The 5,709-nt window shown below is 67.9% G+C and carries 6 protein-coding genes; 3 read left to right on the top strand and 3 right to left on the bottom strand.

Annotated features, from left to right (window positions below):
• Positions 1 to 8 precede the first annotated feature (8 nt).
• Positions 9 to 725: a flavodoxin family protein gene (locus ACN675_RS27300; protein ID WP_420753796.1), complete on the bottom strand. Its 717-nt coding sequence runs from the start codon at positions 723 to 725 to the stop codon at positions 9 to 11.
• A gap of 293 nt (positions 726 to 1,018) precedes the next feature.
• On the opposite strand from ACN675_RS27300, the gene ACN675_RS27295 reads away from it, so the two are divergent.
• Positions 1,019 to 1,627: a hypothetical protein gene (locus tag ACN675_RS27295; protein WP_420753795.1), complete on the top strand. Its 609-nt coding sequence runs from the start codon at positions 1,019 to 1,021 to the stop codon at positions 1,625 to 1,627.
• 48 nt (positions 1,628 to 1,675) lie between these two features.
• Here ACN675_RS27295 and ACN675_RS27290 read toward each other — a convergent pair whose 3' ends face one another.
• The gene (locus ACN675_RS27290) at positions 1,676 to 2,827 is read right to left on the bottom strand and encodes a GIY-YIG nuclease family protein (RefSeq protein ID WP_420753794.1); all 1,152 of its coding nucleotides are present in this window, start codon (positions 2,825 to 2,827) and stop codon (positions 1,676 to 1,678) included.
• A gap of 89 nt (positions 2,828 to 2,916) precedes the next feature.
• Between ACN675_RS27290 and ACN675_RS27285 the strand changes: the two genes are divergently transcribed.
• Positions 2,917 to 3,954, top strand: a complete 1,038-nt coding sequence (locus ACN675_RS27285; RefSeq protein WP_420753793.1) for a hypothetical protein — start codon at positions 2,917 to 2,919, stop codon at positions 3,952 to 3,954.
• Between the two features lie 73 nt (positions 3,955 to 4,027).
• On the top strand, positions 4,028 to 4,633 hold the full coding sequence (locus tag ACN675_RS27280) for a putative glycolipid-binding domain-containing protein (protein WP_420753797.1): 606 nt from the start codon (positions 4,028 to 4,030) through the stop codon (positions 4,631 to 4,633).
• Here the strand turns inward: ACN675_RS27280 and ACN675_RS27275 are convergent.
• Positions 4,609 to 5,709 (bottom strand): amidase (locus tag ACN675_RS27275; protein ID WP_420753792.1); only part of this gene is annotated, 1,101 nt, incomplete at its 5' end. The genes ACN675_RS27280 and ACN675_RS27275 overlap by 25 nt on opposite strands.

The raw sequence follows: 5,709 nt of genomic DNA, 5'->3' as shown, positions 1-5,709 counted from the left end.
AAAGGAAGTCACCGGTAGTCGGGATTGGCAAAGTCGAAACGGCATCCCGCATCCCAGCCGGAGCGCTGGTTTCCATGCGCCGGAATGCCGCCGGCGTCCTTGAGCAGCCGCGCCAGGTGCAGCAGATTCCACGTCATGAATGTGGTGTTGCGGTTGGTGAAGTCGTTCTCCGGCCCGCCCGACCCCGGGTCGAGGTAGGACGGACCCGGGCCGGCCTCCCCGATCCAGCCGGCGTCGGCCTGCGGCGGGATGGTGTAGCCGATGTGCTGCAGGGAGTACAGGATGTTGCTGGCGCAATGTTTGACGCCGTCTTCGTTGCCGGTGATCAGGCAACCGCCGACCCGTCCGTAGTACAGGTACTGTCCGGCGTCGTTGAGCAGGTGGGAACCGCCGTAGAGCCGTTCGATCACCTGCTTGGTGATCGAGCTGTTGTCGCCCAACCAGATCGGACCGGCGAGCACCAGGAGGTCGGCGGCGAGCACCTTCTCGAAGATCTGTGGCCACTCGTCGTGAGCCCAGCCGTGTTCGGTCATGTCGGGCCAGACGCCGGTGGCGATGTCGTGGTCGACGGGCCGGATCACTTCGACCGACACTCCTTGGGCGCCCATGATGTGGGTGCTGACATCGATCAGGCCCTGGGTGTTGCTCACCTCGGGCGAGCGTTTGAGGGTGCAGTTGAGGTAGAGGGCACGCAGGTCGTTGTAGCGTGGTTGCGCGTCGGTCATGGCAACTCCCGTCCAGCCGGAGCCAGCCGCGCGACGGGAAGTCAGCGGCGCGCTGCCGGCACCGCGCTGGTGTCTCGGCCGTCGGCGGCTGCGGTCAAGCTCTATTGCAGCACAATATTTTCGAGGTATTCGACGTTCGAAGAGCAACGAACGTCGGACAGCCGGACGGTTGTCTCCCGGCCCCTGCAGGCGAATCATTGAATCTGCGGTGGCCGAGGCTGCGGGCCGCCGGCGATGCCGGCGGTGGACGGTTGCTTCCAGGCCATCGAGAACAGCTCGGTGAGGCAGTGGTGATGTTCATTCAGGTGTGGCAGGGAACGGTGCGTGATCGGGACGCGCTGCTGGACTGCATGGAACGGTGGACCCGCGAACTTCTACCGGGGGCACCCGGATATCTGGGCAGCACTTCGGGTTTCGGCGACGACGGCACCTGGGTCTCCGTCGCGCGTTTCGAGTCCGAAGAGATGGCCCGCCGGAACAGTGATCGCCCGGAACAGGGCGAGTGGTGGGCTGAGGTCGAACGGTGCTTCGACGGCCCGATCACCGTCCACGATTGCCGGGACGTCGACACGTGGATGGGCGGTGGATCGGACGAGGCGGGCTTCGTGCAGGTCATGGAGGGCCATTGCGACGACCTGCCGCGGATGCGGGAGGTACTCGCAGAAGGGGCCGATCGGGTGCACGAACTGCGCCCGGAAATCCTCGGTGGAACCCTCGCGGCATACGGCGACGACGGCTACGTCGAAACCGTGTACTTCTCGTCCGAGGAAGAGGCCCGCGAACACGAGAGGATCGAGATTCCCGACGACCTACGGCCGTTGTTCGAGGAGGAGATGCGGTTGATGGGCGACGTGCACTACTACGACCTGCACGCGCCGATCCTGACGTCCGCCGGTAGGTGACGGATGGACTTCGGCCCGAGCGGCGACTGCACGCTCGGGCCGAAGGTTTCAGGGACGCGGCCGGGGAGTGGGACGAGGCATCGCCTTTGTCAGACGCGGAGCCCATCCGTGTGACGGCCAGCGCTTGAGCCCCAACCGATCCGGGGTCACCCGAGTATCGACGAACAGCTTCTCGAGTTCCGGATCGGACTCCCCGAGGAAGCGATACAGGATGGTGCCGCCGTTCTCCTCCGTGCGGGACGCGGCTTCCCAGCCCGTCGCCCGGTATGCGCCGCGGACGATGTTGTCGGCGACCACGAGAATCGGCAGTCCGTCGACCCGGCGTGCTGCGGTGCCGGCCGGCCACGGCCGATCGGCGAGATCCCGGACCTGCTCCGGCGATGCCGATTTCGCCTCCGTGATCCGCAGTACGACGCACGGTGTCGGCAACTCCGGTGCGGCCTTCGCCGAGTACTGGCGGACGAGTTCGGCGATCGGTCGCGCAACCCGATCAGCCTCCGAGTCGCCGGTGGTCCCGGCAAGATTGGTGAGTACGAATTCACCGCGATGCGATTCGAGCAGACCCAGCGCGGCGACCACCGCCTGCGCGGTTGCGCCGGCGGCGTGATCGCCGTCCGCGGCGGGAAGCAGATGGTCGGCGACGACGAAATGCTCCACCGCGTATCCCGAGTCGTACACGCCGCGGACGCGACGCAGCGCCGCGTCGATCTCGGGGGTGCTCTGGGGTGCGCTCTCGCCCGCAGCGGTGAGTTTGTGCGTCTCACCGAGCGCCGCCCACGTGAGCGCGAAGATGCGGTTACCGCGACCGCTGCCGATGTGGAGCACGGTGCGGTCGCGAGGGTCGAACAGTGCGTACACGTAGGCGCCGAGCTGATCGACGACGGTGTCCGGCAGCGGATCGGGAGTCGGGGTGCGGTCGTCGACCTCAGTGACGATCGCCCGCAGGACGGTCAGCCGCAGCGCCACCGGGACGGTTCCTGCGGAACCTCCGAACAGTTCCCGGTTGGCGACGTCGACGGAACCGAAGGTGCGCCCGATGTTGCGGCTGAGGGCACCGAGTGCGTGTGTGAACTCCGTGAGCCGCTGCCGTGGGTCGTCCGCCGTCTCGGGCAGCTCGTTGCTGGTCAGAAACATCTGGATCTCGGGCGATTCCAGAAGCGTCTGGGCGATGTTCGGAGGAACTGTCCACACGGTGCGCATGAGGCGACTCTAGGCCAGACAGCGGCCCCAGACCCCGCACCGCGCGCATCGTCCTCGATCGTCCCGTGTCGCGGCTACGCTCGTCGATCATGGACGGGGTGCGACTCCGCGACAGGTCCGCGTCTCGGTTGCTGCGTGACGCGAGCGCCTCGTCGCGCATCGAAGGTTTGGTGATCGTTGCCGTCACGACGATCCTGCTGGTGCGTCTGTATCTGCATCTGACGGGATATCCGCAGGTCGGTGGCGCGACCTTGCACATCGCACATTCGCTGTGGGGCGGGTTGCTGATGGTCGTGGCATTGTGCGGGCTGCTCACCTATCTCGGGCGCAGTCCGCACGCGTTCGGGATCGTCGCCGGAGGCATCGGCTTCGGGCTGTTCCTCGACGAGATCGGCAAGTTCCTCACCAAGACGAACGATTACTTCTACCGGCCCTCCGTCGCGATCATGTACGTCGTGGTGCTGCTGTTGCTGCTCGCCAACCGTGCGATCCACGGGTTCCGGCCGGTCACGGCCCGGGAGGATCTGGCGAACGCCGCCTCGACCGCGGTGGACGGGGTGATGCGCGGGCTCACACCCGCCGAGCGGGCCCGCGCGACCGCGCAGTTGCGGTCCGCGCGGGCAGGTGGTGCGGACCCCGAGGCGGCGGACGAGATCGAGCGGTTGCTGACCCGCTGCCGCGACCGCGACGACCGTCGGTCGCGGGTCGGTGCCGGCGTGAAACGGATGGTGCCACCCGTCCTGCGCGGGGATCGTGGCACGTGGGTCGCGGCGGTGACACTGACGGTCTTCTCCGGGCTGATGCTCGTCCACGCGGTGGTCACCCTCGCCGACGACCTGAACGGCAGCGACCGCGACCTCACTGTGTGGTTCCAGTTCGTGGGGGTCACGGTGACGACGCTGTTGTGCGTGGTGGCGTTGACCGGTCTGTGGTGGCGGCGCGGGTGGGCGCTGCGGGTGTTCAGTGCGGCGGCCCTGATCACGGTGCTGTTCGTCGAGGTCGTCGACTTCGCGGTCGCGGAATTCGGTGCCCTGCTCAATGTTGCAGTGGGTGCCGCGGCCCTGGCCGTGTTCTCGAATCGGCTCGCCGGCCGGAACCGTGACGAACCGATTGTTCCGGCCGTGTGAACCGGTAGTGGTTTCGAATCGAGCGCCGACGCCACTTACGTGCCGTTCGTCGCTTACGGTAGACACCGTGAGCATGCCAGCCCCTGATGCCGCGAGCACTGCGGCGAGCAGCGCATCGACCTGGCCCGCGATTCTGACGTGGCGGGCGGTCGATGCGCCGCGTATGGAATCGGTCCGTGTGCAGTTGAGCGGTAGTCGGATCAAGTCGTCCGGCCGTATCGTCGGGGGTGCGTGCGCCGATCATCCGGCCTTCAGCGCGTCCTACGACCTAGTGACCGACGAGAACGGTGTCACCCGCAGGTTGTCGGTGCGCACGACGCTGGCCTCGGGTGAGAAGCACATGTCCATCAGCCGGTCCGGTGAGGGAATCTGGATGGTCGACAACGGGACGCAGCATCAGCGGTCTGCGTTCGCCGGCGCACTCGACGTCGACGTGATCCTCAGCCCCTTCTTCAATGCGCTGCCGATCCGGCGGTACGCATTGCAGTCCGGCGCGGACGATCTCGAGGTTCCCGTCGTGTACGTGAACCTGCTCGACCTCAGCGTCGAGGAGGCGACGCTCATCTACAGCAGCGCCGCCGACGGCATCCACGTCATGTCACCGGTGTCGAGTTCGACGGTCACGGTCGACGCGGACGGTTTCGTCGTCGACTATCACGGGCTCGCCGAACGCATCTGATCGTCCGGTGCGCCCTCGACGGCCAGGGCGAGCGCGAGCGCCGTGGACTCGCTGGGGTGGCTGCCGTGTCCGCCGGGCCCGCTCGTCAATCCGATGACCTGCAGGCCGACGGGGTGATCGTGGCCGTCCGGGGCCGGCACGGACAGTGCAGGGACTCCGAGCACATTGAACGGGATGCAGCGCTGCAGCAGGGGAGCGCGCAGCTCGACGGGGTCGCTGTCCATCGGCGCCGACCGCACCCCGGTGGTGACGGTGAGCAGGGCGTCGAGTCGTTCGGTTCGGCGCAGTCGGCGTAGTACCTCGCCACGCAGGCGTTCGGTGGCACGCAGCGCCCGTAGGTATTCGGAAGCCGGCCGGTCGGCCTGCGCGGCCAGAAGCGCCGCCGTCGGCGGGCAATACCGGCCGGGGTCGTCCTCGAACCACCGTTGATGCGTTTCGTACGCCTCGGAGCCGGTGACGATCGGATACGCGCCGAGCATCTCGTCCGTCTCGGGCAGAGTCGTGTCCACGACCTCGGCGCCGAGGTCGCGGAGGGTGCGACAGGCGGTGTCGACCGCCGCGGCGACCTCGGCGTCGTCGATGTCCCAGATGCCGCCGCGCAGCACGCCCACGCGCAGTCCCGACACCGGGGTGCGCAGATGCGCGACCCCGGGCAGCGCACCCCACGCCAGCCCGGCGTCGAGGACGTCGCCGGTGAGCAGGCCGATGTGGTCGAACGTGGTGGACAGCGGGAACACGCCGTCCAGCGGCAGAGCGCCGCTGCTCGGTTTGAGCCCGACGATCCCGCACAGCGCGGCGGGGGTGCGGACACTGCACCCGGTGTCGGTGCCGAGCGCGAGCGGCACGATGCCCTTGCCGACCAGCACCGCCGAGCCCGACGACGAACCGCCGCTGATCAGCGCAGGATCGTGTGGGTGCGAGGCCGGACCGGCCGCGTTGACCAGACCGGTGGGACCGTAAGCAAACTCGTGCAGGTGCGTCTTGGCGACGACGATCGCCCCGGCCTCCCGCAGCTGCTCGACGATCCGCGCGTCCCGCCGGGCCGGGGGAGCGTCGGCGAGCACGGCGCTGCCGCA

The organism is Rhodococcus sp. O3, assembly GCF_048897285.1.
GTDB lineage: Bacteria > Actinomycetota > Actinomycetes > Mycobacteriales > Mycobacteriaceae > Rhodococcus.
Note: the sequence above shows the minus strand (reverse complement) of the source record. Positions and strands in the feature narration are given on the sequence as shown.

What these genes read in the sequence shown, in the direction of transcription:
- ACN675_RS27280 (WP_420753797.1), top strand. Translation starts at nt 4,028, where the DNA reads ATGCCAGCCCCTGATGCCGCGAGCACTGCGGCGAGCAGCGCATCGACC.
- ACN675_RS27285 (WP_420753793.1), top strand. Translation starts at nt 2,917, where the DNA reads ATGGACGGGGTGCGACTCCGCGACAGGTCCGCGTCTCGGTTGCTGCGT.
- ACN675_RS27300 (WP_420753796.1), bottom strand. Translation starts at nt 725, where the DNA reads ATGACCGACGCGCAACCACGCTACAACGACCTGCGTGCCCTCTACCTC.
- ACN675_RS27295 (WP_420753795.1), top strand. Translation starts at nt 1,019, where the DNA reads ATGTTCATTCAGGTGTGGCAGGGAACGGTGCGTGATCGGGACGCGCTG.
- ACN675_RS27290 (WP_420753794.1), bottom strand. Translation starts at nt 2,827, where the DNA reads ATGCGCACCGTGTGGACAGTTCCTCCGAACATCGCCCAGACGCTTCTG.